This window comes from Pseudoflavonifractor phocaeensis (assembly GCF_016901735.1).
Lineage (GTDB): Bacteria > Bacillota > Clostridia > Oscillospirales > Oscillospiraceae > Pseudoflavonifractor_A.
Window position 1 is genome coordinate 34,819 of sequence record NZ_JACLZC010000007.1, and the last position, 26,271, is coordinate 61,089.

Consider the following 26,271-nt stretch of genomic DNA (forward strand, 5'->3'; position numbering starts at 1 on the left):
ACCGGAAAAACTCTGGTTTTCTCTCCAAATTTTTATGGCGCGGCGATGGAGGCAACGGCCCGGACGGCAGCGTCGATCTCCTCCTCGGTATTGAACCAGGAGAAGCTGAAGCGTACCGCGCCCTGCCGGGTGGTGCCCAGGGCCTGGTGCATCCGGGGGGCGCAATGGGCGCCGGGACGGGTGGCGATGTTGTACGCCTGGCTGAGCAGGTCGGACACCTCGCCCGAGTCCAGGTCCCCAATGTTGAGGGATACGATGGCCGCCCGGTGGGGCTGGGAAAAGTCCCCGTAGACGGTGACGCCGGGCAGAGGGGAGACCCCCTCATAAAAGCGGCGCATCAGGTCCTGTTCCCGCCGGGCGATGGTCTCCACGCCGGTCTCCGCGATAAAATCCAGGGCGGCGGAGAGACCCATGATACCGTGGCTGTTCAGGGTGCCCGCCTCCAGCCGGGTGGGGTATTCCTCCGGCTGTTCTTTGCGGTAGGACTGCACCCCCGAGCCCCCCACCTTCCATGGGCGGATCTCCACCCCGGGACGGATGCACAGTCCCCCGGTGCCCTGAGGACCCATCAGGCCCTTGTGGCCGGTAAAACAGAGGATGTCGATGCCCATTTCCCCCATATGGATGGGCACGGCGCCGGCGGTCTGGGAGGCGTCCACCAGAAAAAGGAGGCCGTGGGCTCTGGCGATGGCGCCCACCCGGGCCACGTCCACCAGGTTTCCCGTCAGGTTGGAGGCGTGGGTACAAATGATGGCTTTGGTCTCGGGGCGGATGAGGGCGGAGAAGGCGGACAGGTCTGGCCGGCCCTGCCGGTCGGCCGGCACGAAGCTGACCGAGACGCCGTGCCGCTCCAGCCGGTAGAGGGGGCGGAGGACGGAGTTATGCTCCAGGTCGGTGGAGATCACATGGTCGCCGGGGGACAGGATGCCGTGGATGGCGATATTCAGCGCCTCGGTGGCGTTGCAGGTAAAGACCACATGGTCGGGCCGTGGACAGCCAAAGAGGCGGGCCAGCTTACAGCGGGCGTCGTAGACCGCCCGGGCGGCCTGCAAGGCGCTGCCGTGCGCCCCCCGGGAGGCGTTGCCCATGGTGGTCATAGCCTGCACCACCGCCTCGATGACCTGGGGCGGCTTTTGCCGGGTGGTGGCGGCGTTGTCCAAGTAGATCACAGGGCGTTCAGCTCCTTTTGGTTTGGATTAGACCCACAGCTCCAACACCCGGACCTCCTGCCAGTGGAGGCCCGCCTGGGACATGGCGTCGGTCAGGTGGGCCTGGGCGTCCACGGGGGCCTTCCAGGCCAGGCCGCAGCCGGCGCTGATCTCCCGGGGCACCGGGATGAGACGGCCGGGCAGCTGGTTTTCCGCGCACATACGCTCCATGCCCATGGCGTCGGTGGTGGTGGGGAAGGTGACGATGAGGGCCGGTTTTTTCTCCCGCATGGCGCTGCCTCAGGGCCGGACGACCCGGCCGGCGGCGCTCAGCTTTTCCACGATGTCGTACATATTGGTGACACCGCCCACCGCCAGCTTGTCGCTCAGGCCGTAGTAGTTCAGGCAGGTGCCGCAGGTGAGGATCTCCACCCCCTGGGCCTCCAGGCTCTTCAAATCGTCCAGGGAGGCGGAGCCCTCAGTGGTCAGCTTGGCGCCGCCGTTGTAGAAAAGGACGGTTTTGGGCAGGGTGTCCTGCTGGGTGAGGGCGAAGAGGAAGCTTTTCATCAAAGCGGCCCCTAGCTCGTCGCTGCCGGTGCCCATGCAGGGTGAGGAGACGGCCACCACGGTATCGTTCCGGCTGCCGCCGGGCACCGGGCAGGTCTCCTCCCCGCCGGGGGCCGTCTCAGGCGCGGGGGCGTCCCCCACCTCGATCACCACCCGGAAGGAGCTTTCCCCCAGCTTTTCCGATTTGACTCCGTAGCCGTTGTTGTTGGCCATCCGGGTCAGATTCTGCACGGCCACCTCGTTGTCCACCAGGGTCTCCACCGTGCCGGGGCCGTTGAGCTCCTTGATGGCGTTCTTGGTCTTGACGACCGGAATGGGGCAGGGGTCCCCCATGGCGTTTACCTGTTTGTACATAGCGATGTTCCTCCTATTTTTTCGTTCCCTTGGCGATGAGGGCCGCGCCCAGCGCGCCGGCGTACCGGCCCAGGGGATGGGTGTGGACGGGCTGCCTGAGCGTTTGGGCGAGGCGGTCCACCAGATAGGGGCTGTCGCACAGCCCGCCGGTGAGGAGCACCTCTCCCGTTATGGTGTGCCGGGCGCACAGTCCGGCCACCTTGCCCACCACCGAATCCACCACCCCGGCGGCGATATCCTCCCGGCGCTCACCCGCGCCGATGTGACTGATGACCTCGCTCTCGGCAAAGACGGTACACATGGAGCTGATGGCCAGCGGCGTGCCGGCTTCCGCCAGAGTGAAGAGCTCCGGCAGGTCCACCCCCAGGCGGTTGGCCATGATCTCCAAAAACTTTCCCGTCCCGGCGGAGCATTTGTCGTTCATGAGAAAGCTGGTGGGCATACCGTTTTCCACCGAAATGACCTTGGTGTCCTGGCCGCCGATGTCCACAATGGTGCAGGAACGCCCCAGCAGATGGAAGCCGCCCCGGCCGTGGCAGGTGATCTCGGTGACGGTTTTGTGGGCGTAGTCCACCGCAACCCGGCCGTAGCCGGTGGCCACCACCCGCAGGCTGTGTTCCACCGGGTAACCGTTGGCAGCCAGCCGGGCGGCGATTTCACGGGCGGTCTCTTTGCTGCTCCAGCCGGTGGGGAGGACGAAATGGTCCTCCATGCCCGCCTCGCCCAGCACCACCACCTTGGAGGCGGTGGAGCCGATGTCGATGCCGGTAAAGTAGCTCATTTGTCGATGGTCTCCAGGAAAGCGGCCAGCCGGGTGTTGATCTGGCCCTTGTCGGACTGGGAGTAGTCGGTCTCGATGTTCAGATAGGGGAGCCCCTTCTCCTGGGTGACGAACCGGCGGATAAAGAAGGCCTCCACATCGTAAGTATGACAGGATTGGAGGACGATTTCAATGACTCCGTCCACCTTGTAGTCGTCGATCATCTGGCCGATGTAGTCCCGGCGGCTCTCGTTGGGGCTCATCACTGAGCAGTTGATGCTGAGGTATTTCCGGGCGAGGGCGTCGTATACGTCGGGATTGGACGCGTCCACCGGCTCCACCTTTTCCCGGATGCCGTTGCAGGTGTCGAAGGCCACCACGTCGGCCCCCAGTTCCTCCACGGCCCGGATGATCTTCTCCCGCACGCCGGCGTTGGGGCATCCGGTGACCAGCAGCCGAGGCCGGTGAGAGGGAGTCTTGTCCGGTCTGGCCTCCCACTGGGCCAGCACCTCGGCAATGCGCTGTTCCACCCCGTCGCACCGCTCCTCCAGGTCGAAGGAGAAGCTGCCCGCATCGATACGGGTGCCCATCTCGTAGCCGCTCATGGGGGCAGGGTCCAACTTGCCCAGCTCCAGATAGCGGCGCATCACGTCCCGCTCCCGGTTTTTCCGGCGGATGGCGGACCGGATGTCCTCCTCCGTGATGGTGATGCCGTAAAATTCCTCCAGTTTCTTCTGGAAGGAGATGATCTCATTGCGCCAAAAGGCCAGGGCGGAGGCGTCCCGGCTGTGGGGGAGCTGCATCACATAGGTGTCCTTGATCTCGTGGAGCAGCTCGAACATCTTCTTTTTGCCGTCGCAGGTGGTCTCGCCCACCACAAAGTCGGAGAAATAGAAGTAGGGACAGGTATCGGTGAGGGCAAAGCCGTAGCTGGCCTTGATGAGGGGACAGAGATTGCGGGGCAGGTTGGCCTCGGCGGCGGGGATGGGCTCGTCGGTAAAGGCGCACAGTCCCACCGGCAGCGCGCCGGCGGCGTATACCAGCTCGGTGGGCACAAAGGAGCAGAACAGGCCCACCACCCGGGCGCCCTGTTCCTTCAGGGCTTTCATGCGCAGAAAGCCCGCCCGCCGGGCCTCGCCGTAGGTCTCAAAATCGGCGGGCAGCTGGATCTTGGTCGCTTCCATTTCAGACATCTCCTTCTATATATTCTATAAAATTTTTAGGCAACCTTTTTTATTATTAGTATAGCAAAGAATGGAAGCCGTGTAAAATCGCATCTTTGTATAAGTTCAATCGGTCTGATAGAAAAAAACAATAGGCGCGGCAGAGGAAAAGCCGCCGTCCCCACCCGTAGGCGCGGAGACGGCGGCTTGTTTTTACAGCGGAAGGACCTTGACCTGGAAGGGGGAGAGGGCTTCGCCCAGGGCCCGTACGGCGGTTTCGTTGTGGTTGAGGAGGATACGCACCTGGCTGCCGGTCGTACCCCGCACCACCGCTTCCACACCCTCGGGCAGCGCCAGACGCTCAAGTCCGGCCCGTTCCATGGCCTGGCCCAGGACCTGGTCCAGAGTGGCCTGGTCGGGCGTAGTGCCCAGATAGTAGGCCGCGCCCCGGCCGTAGGAATTGCGGGTGATGGCGGCATACCGGCGATAAAAGGGGTCGTCGTAGCGCCACAGGACCTGGGCGCTCTGGGGGACGATCATGTCCCGGAAAATACCGGCGGTGCCGGCGCCGGTCTCGCCTGCGATGGGGATGCAGTCGTATGCCTGGACGCTTTCGGTCTCCTCCACATAAAGCCCCAGCAGGTCGCCGCAGTCCACAGGGATGGTCTTGCCAAAGACCAGGTTGTTGTCCCGGTCCTTGACGGCGGTGCGATAGGTGACCACGGCCACGCCGCCGGCGGCCACATAGTTCTTCAGCCGGGCGGTAAACGTCGGGTCGGTGACAATCATATTGGGAACGATCACCAGCTTATACCGGGAAAAATCCCGGCTGGCGGGAATCACGTCCACGCTCTGCCCGGCCCGGAAGAGGACGCCGTGGAGGCGCTTCATCTCGGCCTCGCAGTCCAGCAGGATACTCTGCCGCTGGATGCGGAAGGAGGCCAGGGAGTCGTAATCGTAGAGAATGGCGGCGCCGCTGTGGACGGGAGTGGTCAGGACCTGCTCATAGGGGCGGACCTCCTGAAAAAAGCGCTGGACCTCGAAGAAGCGGCGGCGGGGGACGTTGTCCGCGTCCAGAATGCCGTAGCAGAACTGCTCGGCCCCTTTGGCGGCCCCCCGGTAGCGGAAGTAGAGGAGCCCTTCGCAGCCGTGGGCCATGCCCTGCCAGCTCCACAGCTTGGCCTGGCCGGGCCGGGGCAGGAAGCCGGTGATGTCGTGGCCCTGGGCGCCCATGATGGCCTCGGTGATCCAGAAGTTTTCCCCCTTCAAGCCCCGGATGTAGTCCAGGCCGAAGGCGATTTCACTGGGGGAGAGGGGCTCCTTCTGTCCGCCCCAGACGGGGTAGTTGTTATAGGCCACCCGGTCCAGCGTCTGGGCCACGGCGGCGTAATCCGCGTGCTTGCCCAGCCCGCCGCCGGGAAAGTCGTGCATCACCACCGCATGGGGGATGATCTCTTTGAGCAGCCTGGACTGGAAGGCGGCAAAATCCCGGAGTTTATAGCTGCAAAAGCGCTCCCAGTCCAGGCGCAGAGCGGGGTTGTGGGTGGTGATGGTGGGCGTGGGCAGGGGGATTTCTTCAAAGCCGTTGTACTCCTGGCTCCAGAAGGCGGTGCCGTAGGTCTCGTTGAGGGCGTGGATGTCCCCGCCGAATTTATGGCGGAGAAAGTCCTGGAACGCGGCGCGGCACCGGGGGCACCAGCACAGGTCGCTCCCTTCGTGGCCCAGTTCGTTGTCGATCTGCCAGGCCATGATGGCCGTTTCGTCCTTGTAATGGCGGGCCAGGGCGGTGATGATCTTGGCGCAGTGCTCCCGGTAGGGGACGCTGCTGTAACAGGCCACATGGCGTCCGCCGAAGGCTCTGGGCGCTCCGTTGTCGAACTGGGAGAGAATGTCGGGATGCTTGCGGATGAGCCAGGCGGGCGGGGCGGCGGTGGGAGTGCCGAAGATGACCTGGAGCCCCTTCTCCCTGGCCATGGCGATGACGGCGTCAAAGTAGGAAAAGTCGAACCGCCCTTCCTCCGGCTCCATCCGGTGCCAGGCAAATTCCCCGATGCGGATCACGTTGCATCCCAGCTCCAGGATGCGGTCCATATCCGCCTCCAGCATGGAGGGGTCCCATTGTTCTGGGTAGTAATCAACGCCTAAAAGCATAAAAAATCCTCCTTTTTACAGAGCCGGAGCTGCTTCTCCGGCCTTTGGGGCCGTCCTGCCGTGAAGCGCCGCGGAGCGGCTGTCTGCTGAGGTAATGCTAACAAAAATTCCGTAAAATTTCAAGAAAAATAGCTCATTATTTTTACTAAAGTTTTTACGCAAATTTTGGCGGAGCGTTGACAAAAAAGCCGCAGCGTCACAGCTGCGGCGTGAGGGAGCGTATTCAGGCTCTGGGCGGACAGACGCTGCCCCGGTCCACATAGACGCAGGGGACCACCGTTTTGAAGGGATGCTCCGTGCCCGACCGGGAGAGCTGCATGGAGGTAACGGCGGCCACGGCCAGCTCATGCTGCAAAACCCGGATAGCGGTGAGGGGAGGAGTGGCGTTTTGGGAGAGGGGGGTATCATTGAAGGCGATGACGCTGATGTGGCCGGGGATGGACAGACCCGCCTCGTCCAGGGCCCGGAGGGCGCCCTGCACCATGGCGTCGGAGGAGAGGAAGAGGGCGGTGGGGAGCGTTTCCCACTGGGACAGGGCCTGCCGGAGGACCTGATAGGCAGAGGGGGAGTTCATCTCGCAGTCCAGCACCAGATCGGGACAGTAGCATCCCGCATCCTGCAAGTGATGGCGGAAATAGTAGAGGCGGGGGTCCAATTGCAGGTCGTGGGTCTCCTGAAGGGTAAAGTGGCTGCCCAAAAAGGAGATGCGCCGGTGTCCCGCCTCCAGCAGATGGGTGAGCGTCTGGCGCAGGCCCAGATGAAAATTGGGTACGGCGGAAAAATAGCGCTCGTCGTCCGGCGTAGAGTCCACAAAAACGATGTGCTGGGTCAGGCGCTGGAAGCTGTGGATTTCTTGCTTGGTAAAGCTGCCGATGGCAAAAATACCGTCCAGGGGCCGGTCGCCCTGGGGAACAAAGCAGCCCTGACTGTTTCGGAAGAGTGGGGTGGTCTCCATCCCCTGGGAGAAGCAGACCTGCTCCAGGGCGTTTTTCATATACAGGTAGTAGGGGTCCTGGAGCACCTGCTCAGACTCAAACATTTGGGCAATGCCCATACGCAGGGCGGCGGTGTGTTCCCCCTCGCCCCGGGAGCGGCTGCGTACCGTCCTATAACCCAGCGCCTTGGCGGCGTCCAGGATTTTTTGCTGGGTCTGGGGGGTGACGCTGATGCTCCCGTCCTGGTTGAGGACCCGGGAGATGGTGGAAATGGAAATGCCGGTGGCGGCGGCGATGTCTTTCAGCGTGGCCATAGGTCTCACCTGCCTCGGAAAACTGTTTGAGAAAATTATACGCAAAAAAAGGGAAAAAGTCCAGCCCAGGCTGGACTTTTTCCACGGGCCACCAATGGCGGCTGAAGCCGTATAGTTGTTCTGCGCGCTTCACAGACAGCCCTTTGGAGCCCACCACTGTGGGCCGCCAGGCTATCCCTCCATGTCCTTGGTCAGCGCCAGGCCCTGGGACCCGACGGAGAGCGCGCCGTCTTTCAGGGAGATAAAGGGGGAGAATTCCACCTGCTCCTCCCGGTAGGTCAGGCGGATGGTGGCGTCGGGAAAAATATCGCTTGCATTGCACTGGAGCACGAAGGGCTGGCAGTCGGGGGCCTCATAGAGCAAAACCGGCGGTCCGCCCTCGATGTCGTTGCGGTACAGGGCCACTTCCATGCCGTCGTATCTGGGAATGACCAGGTAGTAATCCCCGTCGGAGAGATAGTGGATAGGCAGCGGTTCCCCGTCCAGATATCGCGCCGCGTAGTAGTCCAGCTCGGTTGTCTGCTGATAGCCCAAATAGGCCACGGCATAGGATTGCCCCTCCTCAAAGGGGATGGCGTTCCGATGGCTGGCCTGGGGCTGGCATCCGCTCAAAAGCCCCAGGCAGACCAGAACGCAGAGCGTATGACCTATGGTTCCCATGCGTTTTCTCCCCCGGCCGCAAAAGCCTATGTTTCGCTTCGGATGTTCAATACTTCTCGTTCAGGTCGCTGTGGAACACTTGGATGTGGTAGGCCATGGCCGCTTCCGCCGCGTCCGCGTCCCCCAGGCGTACGGCCTCGTAGATCTTGCGGTGCATGGACAAGATCCGGCTGCACATATCGAGATTTTCCGCCTCCGTCTGCCGGCGGACAAATTGCAGCATGATGGGCGAGGACAAATTGCTGGTCACCTTGGCCATCACATAGGCCACCTGGTTTTTGCCCGCCTTGGCCAGCTGGCTGTGAAAATCCACGTCTCTGGCCACAAATTCCTCAAATTCTCTGGACTCCACCAGAATGGCCGCCTCCGTCAGCAGACGGTTGAGGACGGCGATGTCCTGTTTGGTATGGCGCTGGGCCGCCCACCGGGCCACGGTGGTGTCGTTTTGCGCCCGGTACTCGGTAAGCTCGTCCAGAGAGACCCGGCTGGTCTGAAGCACCACCTCCAGCGACTGCTCCACCCCGTCGGTGCCGATCTGCTGCACCACCGCGCCGTTGGTGCCGGGAATCGTACGAATAAAGCCGGTCCGCTCCAGCATCCGCAGCGCCTCCCGAATGGTGGGGCGGCTCCGCTGGAGCATGGACATCATGCTCCGCTCCGACGGCAGGCGGTCTCCCGGCTTGAGGTGTCCGTCCAAAATGAGCTGCTTGATCTGCTCATAGATCGCCTCACTGGCCCGCTGTGTCTCCACCGGGTGGAGCATCCCGCCTAATTTATCCTCATGACCCTTTTCCATAGCAGCACCCCTGCATTTTGGTATTATTTTTATTATATCACGAATTGATACGCTAAACAAAGCATTTTCCGACACTTGTGCATAGTGCAATAAAAGATTGTGAAAAAATCTTCAATGTGTACATTGACAACAAAGTGTACCCGCAATATAATATGGTCAGCTGGTAAGACCAGTTATAACAGTTCGGAGGTACCGCAGTGTTTACATTGGGAATCGACATCGGGTCCACCACCTCAAAGTGCGTTCTGCTGAAGGACGGGACGCACATCGTGGCGCAGGCCCTGGTGGATGCCGGGATCGGGACGGAGGGACCGGAAGAGGCCTTTCAGTCTATCCTGGCACAGAGCGGTCTGTCGCCGGAAGAGATCACACGCAAGACTGCCACCGGCTACGGCCGTACCCGCTGGCAGGGGGCGGACAACGAGATCAGCGAGCTCACCGCCCACGCTCTGGGTTGTCACTTTCTGATTCCGGAGGCGCGCACCGTCATCGACATCGGCGGCCAGGACGCCAAGGTGATCTCTCTGGATGAAAAAGGCCGGATGAGCGGGTTCGTGATGAACGACAAGTGCGCCGCCGGCACCGGACGTTTCCTGGAGGTCATGGCCGGGATCCTGAAGCTGGAGGTGGACCAGCTTGGGGATCTGGCGGCGCAGTCCGTCCAGCCGGTGAACATCTCCAGTACCTGCACCGTTTTTGCCGAGTCTGAGGTCATCTCTCAGCTGGCCAACGGCGCCGACCGGGCCGACGTGGTGGCGGGTATCTGCCAGTCGGTGGCGGGCCGGGTGGCGGCGCTGGCCAAACGGGCCGGCGTGCGGCAGCAGGTTTGCATGAGCGGCGGCGTGGCCCGCAACCGTGGGGTGCGGGAGGCGCTGTCCCAGGCGTTGGAGGTGCCTGTGGTCTGGTCTCCCATGGCACAGATGGCCGGCGCGCTGGGCGCCGCCCTTCATGCCTGGCAAAAATGCGGTAAACCCACATAAACAAAGGGGAACATTGTGTAAGGAGGAAGGAACATGGCAGAAGAAACAAAAAAGGCCCGTCCGGCCCCGGACCCCAACTCAGCCAAGTATAAGCTGGGGCAGATCGCGGCCAAAGCCTACACCGACGTGCAGGAGGCCAAGGCCCGGGGAGAGAAGATCGGCTGGATCTCCAGCAACTTCCCGGTGGAAATTCCCGAGACGCTGGGGATTCCGGTCTGCTATCCGGAAAACCAGGCCGCGGCCATTGCCGCCCGCGGCGCCGGTCAGCGCCTGTGCGAGATCTCCGAGGGAGACGGCTACTCCAACGACATCTGCGCCTACGCCCGTATCAGCCTGGCCTATGCCAAGATCAAGGACGCCCCGGAGCAGAACATGCCCATGCCCGACTTCGTGCTGTGCTGCAACAACATCTGCAACTGCATGATCAAGTGGTATGAAAACCTGGCCAAGGAGCTGAATATCCCCCTCATCATGCTGGACATTCCCTTCAACCCGGATTACGAGGTGTCCGACGCGGAGGTGGCCTATGTGAAGGGCCAGTTCCTGGAGGCCATCCGCCAGCTGGAGGAGATCACGGGCAAGAAGTGGACCGAGGAGAAGTTCCAGGAGGTTATGAAGAACTCCTGCCGCACCAGCCGTGCCTGGCTGGAGGCCACCGCCTGCGCCAAGTACGATCCCAGCCCCTTCAACGGCTTCGATCTGCTCAACCACATGGCCGTCATGGTCACCGCCCGCGGCAAGGCCGAGGCGGCCGACGCCATGGAGACCCTCCTCAAGGAGTACGAGGAGAACCACAAGACCGGCAAGAGCACCTTCCGCACCGAGGAGAAGTACCGCATCATGTTCGAAGGCATCGCCTGCTGGCCCTGGCTGCGCGCCACCTCCACCGGCCTCAAGAGCCGCGGCATCAACATGGTCACCACCATCTATGCCGACGCCTTCGGCTTCATTTACGACGACTTCGACGGCATGATCCGCGCCTACTGTAAGGTGCCCAACGCCATCAACCTGGAGCTGGCCCGGGATAAGCGCATCAAGCTCTGCAAGGACAACGGCGTGGAGGGCCTGCTGGTCCACGTCAACCGCTCCTGCAAGCTGTGGAGCGGCTTCATGAACGAGATGAGCCGTCAGATCGGCAAGGCGTGCGACATCCCCGTGGTGTCCTTCGACGGCGACCAGGCCGACCCCCGCAACTTCTCCGAGGCCCAGTATGACACCCGCGTCCAGGGCCTGATGGAGATCATGGAATCCCGGAAAGGAGGCGCCCAGGCATGAGCGTTCAGGAGATTTTGAAAACATTCCAGGACATCGCCGCCAATCCCCGCGCCCAGATGGACCGCTGCCTGGCTCAGGGGGACAAGGTGGTCCTCACCGCCCCCGTCTACACCCCCGAGGCGATCATCCACGCCATGGGCCTGGTTCCCTTCGGCGTCTGGGGCGCTGACCTCACCCTCCGCAAGTCCAAGGAGTATTTCCCCGCCTTCATCTGCTCCATTATGCAGTCCGTCCTGGAACTGGGCATCAACGATACCTACAAGGGCGCTTCCGCCATCGTGATCCCCTCTCTGTGCGACTCTCTCAAGTGCCTGGGGGAGAACTGGAAGTACGCCGTGCCTTCCATCCCCTTCATCCCCATGACCTATCCCCAGAACCGGAACAACGACGTGGGCCGCGCCTTTACCAAGGCGGGCTATGAGCGGGTCATCGCCGACCTGGAGAAGGCCACCGGCGCCTCCTTCCGGGAGGATCGGCTGGGCAAGTCCCTGGAGATCTATAACCGGCACAACGCCGTGATGCGCCTTGTGGACAAGACCCTGACCGCCCACCCCGAGGTCACCGCCGCCCAGCGCTCCGCCGTCTATAAGAGCGCCTGGTTCATGCGCAAGGAGGAGCACACCGCCCTGGTGATGGACCTGCTGGACGCCCTCAACGACGCCCAGCCCGGCGCGGAAAAGGTCAAGGTCATGACCTCCGGCATCCTGTGCGACAGCCCGGCCCTGCTGGAGATCTTTGATGACCTGGGCTTCCAGATCGCCTGTGACGACGTGGCCGCCGAGAGCCGTCAGTACCGCACCGACGTGCCCAAGGGCCTCGCTCCGCTGGACGCCCTGTGCGAACAGTTCGCCCGGATGAACGACTGTTCCGTCCTCTATGACGTGGAGAAGCACCGCGCTCAGCTCATCGTGGACACCGCCCAGGCGCGGGGCGCCAAGGGCGTTGTGGTGGTCCTCACCAAATTCTGTGATCCGGAGGAATTCGACTATCCCATCATCAAAAAGGCCTGTGACGCCGCCGGCCTTCCCGTCCTGCTGGTGGAGGTAGACCGGCAAATGGCCAACTTTGAGCAGGCCCGCACCGCCCTGGAGACCTTCCGGGACGTGATTTCCTGAAGGAAAGAGAGCAAGAGAGCTCTGAGGAGGAAATGAAACCATGAAAGCAAAGCACACCAGCGCCCTTTCGGCTGCATTCGGTATCTCCTTCGTGTGGTTTACCACCCAGTTTGGCGGCGGCTTCGCCTCCGGCGCCCAGCTTAAGTCCTATTTCCTGAACTACGGCATCTGGGCCATCCTCATCGCTGCCGGTTCCCAGGCCATCTGCGCCATTTACAACTGGTACATTGCCTACTATGCCAGAAAGCACGGTACTTATAACTACAACAGCTTCAACAAGGCCTTTTACGGCAAGTATTCCAAGATCTTCTCCCCCCTCTTTGAGCTGGTCTATATCTTCGTCCTGCTGGTGGTCCCCGCGGTGGCCTTCGCCACCGGCGGCTCCACCCTCACGACCCTGACTGGTATCCCCTATTGGATCTCCACTCTCATCATCGGCGTATTCATCTTTATCGTGGCCCTCTACGGCACCGCTATCGTCCGCAAGGTGGCCACCCTACTCTCCGTTTTGATCGTGGTGGGCCTGCTGGCCATCTTCATCCCCAACATCGCCGTGCAGTGGAACAGCGTCTCCGCCAACCTCTCCGACATGGCCGCCGCCCCCGCCCCCATCCTGCCGGCCCTGTGGAGCATGCTGGTTTACGCCGCCTTCCAGATCGCCTCTTCTCCCGCCATCCACTCCCAGCACGCCGAGGCGCTGCCCGAGCCCAAGGACGCCAAGATGACCTACGTGATCGGCTTTGTGGTCAACACCCTGATGATCGTCCTGTCCATCTTCGGCCTGCTGGCCATCGTCAACCTGCCTGAGTACGCCACCGCCGAGACCCCCGTCCTGGTGCTGGTACAGCGCGGTCCCGGCGCCGCCGTCCTGACGCCCGTCATCTCTGTCCTCATCGTGCTGGGCTCTGTGTCCACCGCGGTGAACATGGTCTCTGCCGGTACTGCCCGCGTTTGTCCTCTGCTGGACAAGAACTATGACCCCGACGCCAAGCCCACCAGCAAGGTGGTCATCGTTACCCTCATTCTGTGCATCATCGGCTTTGCCGTGGCGCAGTTCGGCCTGCTGCCTCTGGTGAACGCGGGCTATGGCATCCTGGCCTATCTGACCTTCCCGGTCATCATGATTCCCTACATCGTGCATGCCGTGGCTACCCGCTGCGACTCCAAGTCCGACGGCGCCAAGGCTTAAAAAGCAGAACAGGAGGAATTTACTGTGGAAAGCATCAAACGTCCCCTGGACGGGGTCAAAGTCGTGGAGCTGGCGACCTTCATCGCCGCCCCCTCCTGCACCCGTTATCTGGCCGACCTGGGCGCCGAGGTCATCAAGGTGGAATCTCCCGCCGGCGATAACCTGCGCTATACCGCCATCAATGAAGGCCGCCCCACCGGCGACTTGGAGAATACCAGCTTTGACTGTGACAACGCCAACAAAAAGGGCATCTGCCTGAACATCAAGACCCCCGAAGGCCGGGAAGTGCTGGAAAAGCTCATTGCCGAGTCCGACATCTTCGTCACCAACGTGCGCCACAAGTCCCTGGTGCGCGACGGCCTGGACTATGACAGCCTGAAGGTCAAATATCCCAAGCTGGTCATGGGCTACGTCACCGGCTACGGCGAGAACGGCCCCGACAAGGACCTGCCCGGCTTTGACTTCACCGCCTTCTTTGCCCGCGGCGGCATTCTGGGCACCCTGATGGACAAGGACGCCGTGCCCATGCTCACCATCCCCGGCTTCGGCGATCATCCCGTGGGCCTCTATCTGGCCAACGGCATCCTGGCCGCCCTCTACCGCGCCCGTGAGACCGGCAAGGGCGACAAGGTCACCGTCAGCCTCTTCCACAGCGCCATCTGGGCCATTGCCATCATGCTGCAGGGCGCCCAGTACGGCATGGACGCCACCCGCTATCCCATGTCCCGCAAGGACATCGCCAACCCCCTCACCGTGGTCCACAAGACTAAGGACGGCCGCTGGATCCAGTTCGCCGCGCCCGCTTACAACCTGATGTACAACCGCTTTGTTACCGCTCTGGGCCGTGAGGACCTGGTGGACGATCCCCGCTACTTCCCCCAGGCCAACCTCCAGAACAATCTCCACGAGTTTTACGACATGCTGGTGGCGCAGGTGGCCACCAAGACGCTGGACGAGTGGTGCGACATCTTCAAGAAGGCCGACATCCCCTACGCCATTGCCCAGACCTGGGACGAGCTGCTCCAGGACGAGCAGGCTTGGGCCGCCAACTGCTTCTACAAGATGCACTATCCCACCGGCAACGACCGCACCCTGGTCCGCCCGCCCATTCTGTTCCAGGACACCCCGCTGCCCGAGTACAAGCGCGGTCCCTATCTGGGCGAGCAGACCGAGGAGATCCTGGCCTCTCTGGGCTACACTGAGGAGCAGATCCAGGCCATGATGGCCGCCGGCGCCGCCCAGCATCCCGCCCCCAAGGAACACTGATTTTTGAACAAATAAAAGGAGGAGCTTTCCGTGACCAGTCCGTTTTTTAATGAAGACCATGAGTCCATCCGCGAGATGGCCCGCGACTTTGCCAACAAGACCCTCGCTCCCATCGCCGCCGAGATCGACAAGACCGACGCCTTTCCCCCTGAAGTGGCCCAGCAGATGGCCGATCTGGGCTTCTTTGGCCTGAAAATTCCCGAGGAGTACGGCGGACTGGGTCTGGATATGCGCAGCTATGTCTCCGTGATGGAGGAGATCGCCAAGAAGTGCGCCACCGCCACCCTGTTCATCTCCTCCGCCAACTCCCTCTCCACCGCCCCCATCGTGCTCTCCGGCACCGAGGAGCAGAAGGAGACCTATCTGCCCGGCGTGGTGTCCGGCGAGGCCTACATCGCCTTCGGCCTGACCGAGCCCGGCGCCGGCAGCGACGCCGCCTCCCTCTCCACCAAGGCGGTGGAGGATGGAGACAGCTACATCCTCAACGGCCGTAAGTGCTTCATTACCTTTGCCCCTCTGGCCAAGTATGCCGTCATCTACGCCAAGACCTCTCCCGAGAAGGGCGCCAAGGGCATCTCCGCCTTTATTGTGGATATGAGCCTGCCCGGCGTCTCCTGCGGCAAGCACGAGGAGAAGATGGGCCAGCGCGGCGTGCCCGTCAGCGACATCCTGCTGGAGGACGTGCGCATCCCCAAGGAGTGCCTGCTGGGCGAGAAGGACCTGGGCTTCATCAACGCCATGAAAACCCTGTCCGTGGGCCGCATCGGCGTGGCTTCCATGTGCTTGGGCATCGCCCAGGAGGCCATTGACCTGGCGGTGAACCACACCAAGAACCGCGTGCAGTTCGGCAAGCCTCTGTGCAAGAACCAGGCCCTGGCCTTCATGCTGGCCGATATGGAGACCAAGCTCAACGCCGCCCGGCTGCTGGTCTACAACGCCGCCTGGCTGATGGACAACGGTCAGCCGGTGGACAAGGCCGCCTCCATGGCCAAGTACTTCGCCGCCGAGGCCGCCATCGACATCGTGAACAAGTCCCTCCAGCTCCACGGCGGTTACGGCTACTCCCAGGAGTACGAGATCGAGCGCCTCTATCGTGACGTGCGCATCACCTCCATCTACGAGGGCAGCTCCCAGGTCCAGCAGATGGTGATCTCCGGTAAGCTGCTCAAGTAAGACCGGAAAGGAGACGCCATGCACAAACTGAACGCACGTCAGTTCCTTCTGCGCGTGGGCATCTATGTGGTGGGCTTGTTCTTCATGGCACTGGGCGTGGCGCTGTCCGTCAATGCCAACCTGGGCATCTCGCCGGTCAACTCCCTGCCCTATGTGGTGAGCGTGATCTCCGGTATCGACCAGGGGACCTGCGTCATCATCATTTTCTGCCTCTATATTCTGGTCCAGATTCTGATCCTTCGCCGGGAATTTCGCCTCATCGACCTGACGCAGATCGTGTTTTCCACCATCTTCGGCTATCTGGTGAATTTTGCCAAGTGGCTGGTGGGCGACTTCGCCCTCCCCACCTATGTGGGACAGCTGGTCATGATGGCGGTGAGCATCGTAGTGGTGGCGCTTGGCGTGGCCCTCTATGTGGAGGCGGGGCTGGTCAACATGCCTATGGAGGGCATGACCATGGCGATGGCCAGAAAACTCGGAAAGCCTTTCCATAACGTCAAGATCGTGGTGGACTGCTTTGTGGTGGCGCTGGGCGCCATCCTGTCGCTGGTATTCCTCCATCGGCTGGACGGCGTGCGGGAAGGCACCGTCATCGCCGCCGTGGTAACGGGAAAGATCTTGGCCCTAATCAAACCCAGACTGGTCCCCCTCTTTACGCGGCTGGGGCTCTATGACCAACCCATGACCCAAAAATAACCGAATGATGACTTCTCCCGCTGAACCGTCCTCAGACAACAGCCCCCTGATGCAGAGCCTGCATCAGGGGGCCTTTTTCTGCTTTTAACGTTTAGGGAAATCCGGTGTTAGGCCGGGAAGCGCTGACAGAAGCGGGTGAGAAGCTGCGCGGCTTCGGCCCGGGTGGCGGAGCCCTGGGGGTCCAGCACGGCGTCGTCTTTGCCCTGAATGAGTCCGCAGCCCACGGCCCAGGCCATGGCGTCCGCCGCCCAGGAGGAGACCGACGCGCGGTCGCCGAAGCCGGTCAGGTCCGCGCCCTCGCTTACGTCATGGCCCTGATAGCGGGCGTAACGGTACAGCATCGCGGCCAGCTGTTCCCGGGTGATCTGGAACGCCGGGTTTGTGCCGTCGGACACGCCGGCGGCAACCGCCCATTCCATGCCCGTTTGATACCAGGGAGCGCTGCCGGCGGTGTCGGTCCCATCCATGCGGGCCAGAACGGTCATCAGCATGCCACGGGTGGTGGTCATCTCGGGGGAGAAGGTGGTTTGGGACGTGCCCTGGAAGAGCCCGGCGGATACCACATAGCCGATGGCCTCCCGGGCCCAGTGATCCTCCGCCACGTCGGTGAAGGGCTGATCGGCCAGCGGGGTATCGGGCTCATCAATTTCGTTCTCCTCGTCCCGGTCCGGGGAGAAGCCGGAAATTACGGTCTCCCGGCCCGTCAGCTCATAGACCGCCACGGTGCCGCTCACCTCACAGGCGGCCAGGAGAAGGGCCTGACCGGTGGGACTGGCGGAGGAGGGCACAAAGGCCAGGCCCTCGGGGGCCACGTCGCCGCCGGTGACCCACTTGTCCAGCGCGCCCTCGTCGTATTCCTGGGAGCCGGGGACGATGGACGCAAAGTCGCGGGAGTTGATGTAGTTGACATAGGCGACATGGGCGGGGTCGGTCACGTCGTAGACCATCACGCCGCCGGTGCGCTCCAGAGCCACAAAGGCGTAAGTCCGGCCGTCCACCGCGCCCACGGTCACGCTCTCGGCCTCGGGACCCTTTTTGCCGGAACGGTCATCCAACACCGCGTTATCGTTGGAGGCGTTGAAATAGTCGGGGAAATACCGGGCGGTGAGGGCCTCGAAGTCGTCTCCGCTGGTGAACAGTTCCTGAATGCCGGTATCGGTGACCTCGTAGAGGGTGAAGGAACGGCCGCCGAAGAGGTAGTCCTTCTCCGGGTTCAGGCCGTCGTAATCCTCGGCGCGGAAGAATACCACCTTGCCGGTGAGTCCGGAATTTGCGGCGGTGATGGCCCCGGTGGGGGAGGTCTTGCCCTCCTTGCCGAAGTTCACCTCATCTTCATTGAGGTAGTCGCCCCACTCCCGGCTGTCGCCCTCGTTGGCGGTGAGCAGGTAGGTCTTGCCGTTCCGGGTAAAGGCGGCGATGCCGTCTGGCATACGGATGCCCATGAGGCTCTCATAGGTCTGGGGGCTATACGCATTGTCCTTCTTGTCGATGTCCACGGGGGTGACGCTGTAATCCTCAAACCCGGCGGAGTAGATGCCGGTGAAGGTCTTGGAGGACAGGTCCAGCACCGCGATGGCGTTGTTTTCCTGGAGGGTTATGTAAGCCCTGCCGCCGGCAACGGCAATATACTCCGGCTCCAGATCCACAGAGGGGACGGTGTCTTTTTTCAGGACGATGCCGGCGGAGGCCAGGCTGTCCCGCTGGTCGTCAAAGGAGGTGAAGTCCACCACCACAGCGGTGCGGGTGGGCACGTCGATGACGGTGACGGAGCCTTTGGGATCGACCGCGCCGTCGCCGTAGCCCTGGCGGGGTTCGCCCTCGTCGGCGGTGAGGACGGTGTCGTTGTCCGCAAAGGTCACCATGTCGGGCTGCACGCCGGTGGTAAGCACATCCAGCAGGGTGAGGGAGCCGTCGGCATTGCAGGTAAAGAGGGCCACCCGGCCGGGGTCGGCATAGCCTTCGGCCTGGAGGGCCGCCGCCAGGGTGGAGCCGTCGGGAGAGACGGCCACGGAGGTCATGTCACCATAGGTGAAGGAGGGGTCGGCGGTTTCCACCATGGCTTTGATGTCGATGTCATGGCCGTCCAGCAGGTCCACATACGCCGTTTTCTCCAGATCGCGGAGGGAGATGGCGGTGAGCAGGCCGGACTGGCCGTTGACGGCGTAGGCCCAGCCGGTGGCGGCGTTGCAGGCGACGATCTCCATGACGCCGCCGTCCACGTTGAACGCCCCGGAGGTGTAGCCGGCGATCTTGGTCAGATCCAGGCTGGCGGAGCCGTTTTCCTCACCCTGGGTCTGCGGTTCGGGGGCCTTTTCGGCGGTGACCCAGACGGGATTGGCGTAGAAGGAGAGGTGGGTGTAGTTATAGTCGTTGATGTAGTCAAAGCGGGCGGGGCGGTCGTCGGTGACGGTGCGCTCATGGGTGACGGGGTCGCCGTTCTGGTCCACCTCGCCGCTGGAGAGACCGCGGACGCGGAAATAGAGATCGCCGTCAGCGGCGGTGGTGTAGGTCAGGGTGTAGTATCCATCCTCCCCCAGCGCGGCGGCCAGTTCGTCCTTGGAGAAAGTCCTGACGATGCTGGCGTCGGTGTTGGCGGTGCTGCCGTACTGGGACGGGTCCACCTTGCCGGTGACGTGGCCCATGATGAGGTCCACATGGTCCACCTGGGGGGTGTTTCCGGCGTTGAGGCCGGTATCGGTTCCGAAAAGGCTCTGGTAGTTGTTGTGCGCGGGGACCTGGAAGCGGATGGTAACGGTGATGGGGGTTCCCTCCGTCACGTTCAGTTCCTGGCCCATGGCGGCGCTGGCGCTGCCGTCAGAGACGGTGAAGGAGAGATCGGAGATGAGCTCCCCGTTGACCGCGTAGCTGTTGCCCGAGCGCATCCCCTCCACCACGTCGGAGAAGGTGAACTGCCGGTCGTCGCCCGGCTCCACCCAGGTGTAGTTGCGGGAAAACTCGCTGGCCCAGTAGCCGCTGGAATACTGCTCATTGGAGCTGATCTTAAAGTGGAAATCGGAGTTGACGAAGTTATAGAACCGCCGTCCCTCGGAGAGGAGGGCGTCCCACACGCCGCCGGTGACCGAGATCATCTCGTCGGCGCCGGCCCGGAGGTCGTCGGCGGGCAGCTCACAGGAGGGGTCCAGCTGATTGCCGGGCATCCCCTCAAAGCCAAAGACCACGCCGGGGGCGATGTCGTTCATGATGCGCAGCTGCTCGATGGTCACCTCGCCGCTGTCCGCCACGTCGTCGCCGTTGTTGTGGCGGGAGGGGTGGTTGGGCAGAATAAAGCTGTCTGGATAATGTTCGGCCACCCACTCTACGGCGGCGTAGGTATCGTTGACATCGTTCTTGTCGTTTTGACGCTCGCCGTACCGCTCGGCTTCGTCGCCGTAGAAGCGGTCGTCAGAGGTGTCATAGCTGAACAGCCACTCAAAGGCCCGGATACCCTGGATGGGTACCGCTCCGCTCTCGTCCATGAGCCCCACGGTGGCGTGATCCAGGGCCATCATATCCCACTCAAAGCCGGAATAGAGGAGCTTGCCGTCATACTTACCCTGAATCTGGAGCTGTTCGATCTCCCGCTGCTGGGCGCCGATGGCGGACCAGCGGGCGGTCTCGTTGGCGGAGCCGTCAGGGTTGCGGGGGGAGTTGCGCAGATGGTCGGCCAGCATCAGATAGTCAAAGCCGTCGCCGTACTGGAGGTTGTCCACCCCGGCCGCGTCGGGCATGTCGTCCAAATCCTCCCGGAACGCGGCGTTGAGGGCATTTTCCACCGTCATGTAGGGCTCGGAGGCGTCGTTGGACTGGAGGGTGTGGGTGTGATACTCGCCGGTCATCCACTTGCCCTCGGTCTCGGGTTCAGGCTCCTCGTTGGCCATACCGGCAAAGCGGGTGTCAAAGTCGATGCTGATCTCACCCTCATGGCCAGGGCCGGTGAGGAAGTTGACGTCAAAGAAGGTCTTTTCGTCCTCGTCCAGGGAGGCGGCATAGGGCGAATAGACGGAATAATAGATTTTATCGGCGTCCTCGTCAAACTCCAGGTAGCGGAACCAGCCGTTGCCGCCGTTGTAGGAGAATTGCAGATCGGTGAGGATGGAGATGACGTCCTGACCGGCGTCGTTCTGGAGCACCTCCACGCCGGAGCCGTGGCTGTGTCCGCCCACCATCATAAAGACCTGGGGATATTTTTTTACGATGTCCCACAGCTTTTCGCCTTCTCCGCTGAGCTGGATGGCGCTGGGCTGGGTGTCGGAGCAGTTCTGGATGTCATGGCGGGTGACGATGGTGGGGCAGTTGGGATACTGCTGGAGCATGGATTCAAACCACTCCAGCTCGCCGCTGGTGGGATTCCAGCTGGTCTTGCCGCCCTCGCAGGCCAGGGAGAGGATCAGATAGGTATAGCTGCCCGCCTCCACGAACATGGCCCCGCTCCAGGCCTTGGGTGTGAGATAGGAGCTGGTCAGGCTCATATATTCCTTGCTGTCCTGACCGAAGTAGTGCCAGTAGCTGGAACCGTTGCCCGCCCAGTTGTCGTGATTGCCCGGCTGCACCAGGAATTTGACCCCCGCCTCAGGCAGCTGGTAGAAAATATCCTTGGCGTTGTTGTACTGCCGGGCGTCGCCCGCGTCGTCCACCACGTCGCCCAGATGGATTACGCCCTTAATGTTCAGCGCGTCCACGCTGGCGATGAGTTCGTCAATGGCGGCGTCCATCACGTCGGGGCGGTATTCCACCGTGTTCTGGGTGTCGGGGATGAGGACGAAATTATAATTATCCTCGTCGCGGAGGGTATAGGTCTCGTTGCTGCCGAAATCCTCCACATAGTCCTCGGGGTTGGGGACCAGCCACTGGTCCTGTTCCAGGGCCTCGCCGCAGATGCGGATCTCCTGCAAGCCGCCCTGGAGGAACTTGTCCAGCCCCTCCCACCAGGAGGAGCCAACACGGAAGCGCCCATCCTCAGGGTCGGCGTACATCCCCGCCATGTCGTCCGACACATAGTCCCGGAAGGCCTCGCAGCCGTTGACATAGGTGGCGATTTCCTGACCGTCGGACACGATGGCGATGTGATACCACACACCGCCCTCGTCCATGGAGACCGACCAGGCGGCGGAGGACATGGAATGGTCTCCGTCGGCGTTGCCGGTGATGAACTGGATCTCCTTACAGTTGGAGATGGAGGCGTACATGGTGCCCTGTTCACCCTCAGGGTTGCCGCCGCCGGTGCCCTGCCGGCCGATGAGGCTCATCCAGGAGTCCGCCGCGGTCCAGTCCTCGGGGAAGTAGTAGAGGAACTCCATGGTATAGCCGTTTTCAAATTCCTCGCTGTTGATGGACGCGCCGTCCACGGTGATGAAGTCCGCGCCGGTCTTGCCGGCGCTGTCGCCGTTGAAGATGAGGCTGCCGCCCTCGCCGGTCATGCTGTCGTCGGAAAAGGACAGATAATCCGTCCAGGTTCCGCTGCCGTAGGTCTGCATTTGCAGGTCGTTTCCGTTGCCGCTCTGGTCGGGGATGACCAGCGTACCGTCGGCGATGCTGCCGGCGGCATAATCCCGACCGAATTTCCAGTCGGCCGCCGCCTGGGGCTGGGACAGGGTCTCCGCCAGGCGTTGACTCAGATCCTGGGCCGCCGCCGTGGGCACGAGTCCCAATACCAGGGCGCTGGTCAGCGCCGCTGCGGCACATCTCCGGCCCCACGGCCTGCGCCGTACCTCTTTCATATCCTTCCACGCTCCTTTACATTCTGCATGGAGCTTGCCCTGGGCAAGCTCCAAACGCAATCAGTATAGCCCGCCGCCGGCGGCCGGCGCTATCGCGGCAGCGTCAAGTTTCTGTAAAGATTGTGGAGGGGTTCATCACTTCCGGAGAGGGAAAAAGCGCCGCCGGTCAAGGGGAACCGGCAGCGCTTTTATGGTGGCTGGGGTTGGTTCTGGGTCTGTTATTGGGCGTTTTTCCGCGCCTCGGTGACGCCCAGCACGGCGAAGGTCTCCGGGTCCAGCAGGACACCGTAATCTTCCTCGGCCTGGGCCACGGTGATATACTCATTTTTGGCGTCCATGGCCACCTTCTCCGCCGGACGCTTGAGGGGGTCGCCGTAGCCGCCGCCGGTGGCGGTGACCATGCGCACCACGTCGTTTTTGTTCATCACCCGCCGGGCCACGATGCCGGTGGGGGGGCTGACGGTGCCGTCGGCGTCCATGAACTGGAAGTAGTTGATGGAGCCGTCCTTGCCGCCGGCGGCGCCCCAGACGGGCCACTTGTTGCGGCCGAAGGAGGCGGTAAAGGTCTGGTTGTCGTTCATGGAGCGGTAGGTGCGCACCGCGCCGCTGCCGCCCCGGAACTCGCCCGCGCCGGCGCCGTCGGTGTTGAGGCTGTGCTCGTCCACCCGGATGCCGTACCGGGTCTCGGCCATCTCCACGGGGACGTTGTAGGTCTCGCCGTCGCCCACACAGAACTGTCCCACCTGGCCGTCGTGGCCCCGGCAGGCGCCCCAGCCGCCCACGGTAGGCTCAATGATGAGGTAATCGTTGCCGAAGTCCTGGTGCTTGCCCGCCATCAGGACGGTACACACCGAAAGTAGGTGGCCCGCGCCCAGGGACTCGGGGAAGGCGGGGGCCAGGGCCCGCCACACCAGGTCAATGACATAGATCATACTCTCGTAGTAGCAGGAGGTGGCGGCGGGGCGGTTGGCCTGGAGCACGCTGCCCGGCTCACAGATGGTGCGCAAGGGAGCGAACACGCCGTCGTTGACGGCCAGCTCGGGGCCCACCACCGACATAAAGACCACCTTCACCCCCGCATAGGCGGCGGTAGCGCCCGAGTTGACACAGCCGATGACCTGGGGGTCGCTGCCGGTGAAGTCGGCTAAAAATTCGTCGTCGGTGATGGTGACCTTGACCTGCAAATGGACGGGGTTGCCGTGGCCGTCGTCGTCCATATACTCATCCATCTCCCAGGTGCCCTTGGGCATCTCCTTGAGCCGCTTGCGGGCCACCGCCTCGCCCTGGGCGATGAGCCGCTCCATGGAGCCCTTCACCACGTCCACGCCGTACTTGTCGCACAGCTCGCTGACCCGCTTTTCGCCGGTGCGCAGGGAGGAAATCTGCCCCCACATGTCGCCCTGGGAGATCTGGGGATAGCGCATATTGCTGCGCATCAGATCCCATACCGGCTCCACCAGCTGTCCCCGGTCCACCAGCTTGGTGCCGGAGAAGCACATGCCCTCCTGGAACATGTTGGTGGCGTCGGTGGAGAAGGAGCCGGGGGCCATGCCGCCGATGTCGCTCCAGTGGGCCTTGTTGCCGGCAAAGGCGATGAGCTCGTCTTTGTAGAAAATGGGCATGACCATGCCCACGTCGGACATATGGGTGCCGCCCCCCATAAAGGGGTCGTTGATGATGTACACGTCTCCGGGATGGAGGTTTTCCTTGCCGTACTTGTCCACCACGGCGCAGATCATGGGGGAGATCATGCCGATAAAGCCGGTAACGCCGTTGCCCTGGGTGAGGAGACGGCCGTCGGCGTCGGCGATGCCGCTGGCGTAGTCCAGCGTTTCATAGATGATGGGGCTCATGGACGTCTGGGCGAAGGCGTAGAAAATTTCGTTGCTCACCGCGATGAGGGAGTCCTTGACGATGTCCAGCGTCACCGGATTGATTTTCACTTGCTCAGCCATTACTGTACCTCCGTTTCCACGATCAGGTTGCCGTAGCGGTCCACAGAGAGGGTCTGTCCGGGACAGACCACCGTGACGGTGGTGGGCTCCTCCACCACCAGGGGCCCCTGGGCGGTGGCGCCCCAGCCCAGCTTGCTGCGGTCATAGATGGGGGTGTCCAGCCAGCCGTCGCCGGAGAAGAACACCCGGCGGGTTTCCTTCCGCGCCGCGGACAGGTCGCCCGCCTGGGCGGGGATCTCCTGGAGGGCGGGCTTGGTCAGCTGGCCGTAGGCCACCAGATGGAGGTTGACGATCTCGGCCGGGGTATCCGGCAGAGAGAAAGTATAAAAGTGCTCATGGGTCTTGTGGAAGCGGCTGAGGATCTCGGAGCGGTCCTCCTCCTTCCATGGGTAGGCAGGGGCGGAGACCTGGACGGTGTGCTCCTGACCCATGTAGCGCATATCGGCGATGAAGCGGAACATGGTCTGTTCCGGCCCGATGCCCTCGGCGGCAAAGAGGGCGTTGGCCTCCTCCATCTGCTCGCGCCACATGGCGTTGAGGGTGTCCATGGGAGCGTCGGCAAAGGAGAGGATCTTGGTCTGGATGAAGTCATGGCGAATGTCGCTCATCAGCATACCCCAGGCGGAGAACACCGACGCGGCCACGGGAACGATCACCTTGCGGATGTTCAGCTCCTTGGCCAGGGTGGGGCCGTGCATGGGACCGCCGCCGCCGAAGGCCACCATGGCGAAGTCCCGGGGGTCATAGCCCCGGCGCACCGAGATGAGCTTGAGGGCGTTGTTCATGTTGGAATCGGCCACCCGGATGATGCTCTCCGCCGCCTCCTCCGCCCCAATGCCGAAGGCGCTGCCCACCTTTTCCAAAAGGGCGCCGCGGACCTGGTCCAGGGAGACCTCCATGTCAAAGTTTTTGGCCGACAGCCGGCCGGCGATGAGGTTGGCGTCGGTGGTGGTGGGGTCCATACCGCCCTTACCGTAGGCCACGGGGCCGGGCAGAGCGCCGGCGCTCTTGGGGCCCACCTTCAGGGAGCCGCCCTCGTCGATCCAGGCGATGGAGCCGCCGCCGTTGCCGATCTCCACGATGTCCACCACCGGGGCCATGATGGGGTACCCGGCGCTGCGCTCGGTTTTTTCGATGTAGTAGGAGGTGGTGACCTTCACCTCGCCCCGGTCGATGAGGGAGCACTTGGCGGTGGTGCCCCCCACGTCAAAGGCGATGATGTTGGGCTCGCCGATGAGGTTGCCCAGGATGGACGCGCCGAACACGCCGGCCACCGGTCCCGACTCCACCACGTTGATGGGGGTGAGCTTGGCCTGGTCAAAGGTGGTGGTGCCGCCGTTGCTCTGCATGATGTACCGGTTGCCCGAGATGCCGGCGTCGGTAAGCCGCTGGCCCAGACGGTTGATGTAGGAGGAGGCCACCGGCATGACGTAGGCGTTGAGCACGGCGGTGGAGGTGCGCTCATATTCCCGCCACTCCTTGGTGATGTCCACCGAGGGGCACACGTAGACCTCGGGCCACAGTTCCTTGATCTTGGCCACCGTCTGCCGCTCGTGGGCTTCGTTGGCGTAGGAGTTGATATAACAGACGGCGATGGCCTCCACCTGTTCCTTTTTTAAGTATTCCACGGCCTTGACGATGTCCGCCTCGCACAGCGGGGTGATGACGTCGCCCTTGTAGCTCATGCGCTCCGTCACTTCCCGGCGGAGATAGCGGGGGACGAAGGGCTCCGGCTTTTCAAAGACCAGGTTGAACAGGTCGGGGCGGTTGCCGCGGGCCAGCTCCAGAATATCCCGAAAGCCCTTGGTGGTGATGAGGGCGGTTTTGGCGCCCTTCCGCTCGGTCAGGGCGTTGATGATGGTGGTGGTGCCGTGGAAAAAGGCGTCGATGCTGTTGGCGTCCAGCCCGCTTTTTTCCAGCACGTCCATGACGCCCTGGTCGAAGTTGGGCGGCGTGGTATGGGCTTTTTCCAGAATGAGATCGCCCGTTTCGGTAATGGCAACCAGATCGGTAAAAGTCCCGCCGATATCAGTGGCAACTTTCATAAACATGACCTC

19 protein-coding genes are annotated in these 26,271 nt (G+C 62.5%); 7 read left to right on the forward strand and 12 right to left on the reverse strand.

From position 1 onward, the window contains the following. Nucleotides 1–32: 32 nt before the first annotated feature. From H7U37_RS02860 to H7U37_RS02900, 9 genes are all read right to left on the reverse strand, one after another. Nucleotides 33–1,169 carry an aminotransferase class V-fold PLP-dependent enzyme gene (locus H7U37_RS02860; protein WP_204873451.1) on the reverse strand — a complete coding sequence of 379 codons (1,137 nt, stop codon included), beginning with the start codon at nucleotides 1,167–1,169 and terminating at the stop codon, nucleotides 33–35. A gap of 27 nt (nucleotides 1,170–1,196) precedes the next feature. Beyond that, nucleotides 1,197–1,439 carry a putative Se/S carrier protein gene (locus H7U37_RS02865; protein ID WP_204873453.1) on the reverse strand — a complete coding sequence of 81 codons (243 nt, stop codon included), beginning with the start codon at nucleotides 1,437–1,439 and terminating at the stop codon, nucleotides 1,197–1,199. A gap of 9 nt (nucleotides 1,440–1,448) precedes the next feature. Next, nucleotides 1,449–2,069 (reverse strand): sulfurtransferase-like selenium metabolism protein YedF, encoded by a 621-nt coding sequence (gene yedF / locus H7U37_RS02870; RefSeq protein WP_204873455.1) that lies wholly within the window; start codon nucleotides 2,067–2,069, stop codon nucleotides 1,449–1,451. A gap of 13 nt (nucleotides 2,070–2,082) precedes the next feature. After that, nucleotides 2,083–2,850 carry an acyl-CoA dehydratase activase gene (locus H7U37_RS02875; RefSeq protein WP_204873457.1) on the reverse strand — a complete coding sequence of 256 codons (768 nt, stop codon included), beginning with the start codon at nucleotides 2,848–2,850 and terminating at the stop codon, nucleotides 2,083–2,085. After that, nucleotides 2,847–4,013 (reverse strand): double-cubane-cluster-containing anaerobic reductase, encoded by a 1,167-nt coding sequence (locus H7U37_RS02880; protein WP_204873459.1) that lies wholly within the window; start codon nucleotides 4,011–4,013, stop codon nucleotides 2,847–2,849. Before H7U37_RS02880 ends, H7U37_RS02875 begins: the two co-directional genes overlap by 4 nt. Nucleotides 4,014–4,205: 192 nt before the next feature. After that, nucleotides 4,206–6,143: a beta-galactosidase gene (locus H7U37_RS02885; RefSeq protein ID WP_204873461.1), complete on the reverse strand. Its 1,938-nt coding sequence runs from the start codon at nucleotides 6,141–6,143 to the stop codon at nucleotides 4,206–4,208. 223 nt (nucleotides 6,144–6,366) lie between these two features. Next, entirely contained in the window at nucleotides 6,367–7,392 is a 1,026-nt protein-coding gene (locus H7U37_RS02890) for a LacI family DNA-binding transcriptional regulator (RefSeq protein WP_204873463.1), read from the reverse strand. Between the two features lie 171 nt (nucleotides 7,393–7,563). After that, the gene (locus H7U37_RS02895) at nucleotides 7,564–8,052 is read right to left on the reverse strand and encodes a hypothetical protein (protein WP_204873465.1); all 489 of its coding nucleotides are present in this window, start codon (nucleotides 8,050–8,052) and stop codon (nucleotides 7,564–7,566) included. 46 nt (nucleotides 8,053–8,098) lie between these two features. After that, entirely contained in the window at nucleotides 8,099–8,848 is a 750-nt protein-coding gene (locus tag H7U37_RS02900) for a FadR/GntR family transcriptional regulator (RefSeq protein WP_204873467.1), read from the reverse strand. Nucleotides 8,849–9,045: 197 nt separating this feature from the next. Between H7U37_RS02900 and H7U37_RS02905 the strand changes: the two genes are divergently transcribed. Genes H7U37_RS02905 through H7U37_RS02935 form a run of 7 tightly spaced genes read left to right on the forward strand, consistent with a single transcriptional unit; the run spans nucleotide 9,046 to nucleotide 16,542 of the window. Continuing rightward, nucleotides 9,046–9,828: an acyl-CoA dehydratase activase gene (locus H7U37_RS02905; RefSeq protein ID WP_204873469.1), complete on the forward strand. Its 783-nt coding sequence runs from the start codon at nucleotides 9,046–9,048 to the stop codon at nucleotides 9,826–9,828. A gap of 33 nt (nucleotides 9,829–9,861) precedes the next feature. After that, the gene (locus H7U37_RS02910) at nucleotides 9,862–11,103 is read left to right on the forward strand and encodes a 2-hydroxyacyl-CoA dehydratase subunit D (RefSeq protein ID WP_204873471.1); all 1,242 of its coding nucleotides are present in this window, start codon (nucleotides 9,862–9,864) and stop codon (nucleotides 11,101–11,103) included. Continuing rightward, on the forward strand, nucleotides 11,100–12,218 hold the full coding sequence (locus tag H7U37_RS02915) for a 2-hydroxyacyl-CoA dehydratase subunit D (protein WP_204873473.1): 1,119 nt from the start codon (nucleotides 11,100–11,102) through the stop codon (nucleotides 12,216–12,218). Before H7U37_RS02910 ends, H7U37_RS02915 begins: the two co-directional genes overlap by 4 nt. Nucleotides 12,219–12,258: 40 nt before the next feature. Next, nucleotides 12,259–13,407: a YkvI family membrane protein gene (locus H7U37_RS02920; RefSeq protein WP_204873474.1), complete on the forward strand. Its 1,149-nt coding sequence runs from the start codon at nucleotides 12,259–12,261 to the stop codon at nucleotides 13,405–13,407. A gap of 24 nt (nucleotides 13,408–13,431) precedes the next feature. Next, the gene (locus tag H7U37_RS02925; protein ID WP_338049749.1) at nucleotides 13,432–14,673 is read left to right on the forward strand and encodes a CaiB/BaiF CoA transferase family protein; all 1,242 of its coding nucleotides are present in this window, start codon (nucleotides 13,432–13,434) and stop codon (nucleotides 14,671–14,673) included. 30 nt (nucleotides 14,674–14,703) lie between these two features. Continuing rightward, nucleotides 14,704–15,846 carry an acyl-CoA dehydrogenase family protein gene (locus H7U37_RS02930; RefSeq protein ID WP_204873475.1) on the forward strand — a complete coding sequence of 381 codons (1,143 nt, stop codon included), beginning with the start codon at nucleotides 14,704–14,706 and terminating at the stop codon, nucleotides 15,844–15,846. An 18-nt stretch (nucleotides 15,847–15,864) separates the two neighbouring features. Beyond that, on the forward strand, nucleotides 15,865–16,542 hold the full coding sequence (locus H7U37_RS02935; protein ID WP_204873476.1) for a YczE/YyaS/YitT family protein: 678 nt from the start codon (nucleotides 15,865–15,867) through the stop codon (nucleotides 16,540–16,542). 107 nt (nucleotides 16,543–16,649) lie between these two features. On the opposite strand, the gene H7U37_RS02940 is transcribed toward H7U37_RS02935, so the two are convergent. The 3 genes from H7U37_RS02940 to H7U37_RS02950 form a co-directional block, all read right to left on the reverse strand. Then, nucleotides 16,650–22,259, reverse strand: a complete 5,610-nt coding sequence (locus H7U37_RS02940) for a choice-of-anchor I family protein (RefSeq protein WP_204873477.1) — start codon at nucleotides 22,257–22,259, stop codon at nucleotides 16,650–16,652. A 218-nt stretch (nucleotides 22,260–22,477) separates the two neighbouring features. Beyond that, nucleotides 22,478–24,214, reverse strand: a complete 1,737-nt coding sequence (locus H7U37_RS02945; RefSeq protein WP_204873478.1) for a hydantoinase B/oxoprolinase family protein — start codon at nucleotides 24,212–24,214, stop codon at nucleotides 22,478–22,480. Further along, the gene (locus H7U37_RS02950) at nucleotides 24,214–26,259 is read right to left on the reverse strand and encodes a hydantoinase/oxoprolinase family protein (RefSeq protein ID WP_204873479.1); all 2,046 of its coding nucleotides are present in this window, start codon (nucleotides 26,257–26,259) and stop codon (nucleotides 24,214–24,216) included. The genes H7U37_RS02945 and H7U37_RS02950 overlap by 1 nt, the downstream gene beginning before the upstream one ends. Nucleotides 26,260–26,271: the final 12 nt, after the last annotated feature.